The following is a 255-nucleotide window of genomic DNA, read 5'->3' on the forward strand; positions in this document are numbered from 1 at the left end:
ACGTCGAATACAGGCCGACTTATTAGATTTAGAGTGTAAAGTCGGGGTTTACGCCATTGCTACAGTAATGAAAAATTTGGGATTAAAAGCGATTAGGCCAAAGAAAAAGCATTACTATCCTAACACTGGTGACGAACATGTTTACGCACCCAATTTGCTTAAACGGCAGTTTAACCCTACGACTTATAACACTCATTGGGTGGGTGACATTACCTACATAAAATCACATCAAGGATGGAGTTATTTAGCCTGTGT

Annotated in this window: 1 pseudogene; it reads left to right on the forward strand. The window is 39.6% G+C overall.

The features are described 5' to 3' along the window. Nucleotides 1-255, forward strand: a pseudogene (locus AAEY88_RS14555) (IS3 family transposase); the annotation flags it as partial.

Source organism: Psychrobacter sp. CAL346-MNA-CIBAN-0220 (assembly GCF_040309805.1).
Lineage (GTDB): Bacteria > Pseudomonadota > Gammaproteobacteria > Pseudomonadales > Moraxellaceae > Psychrobacter.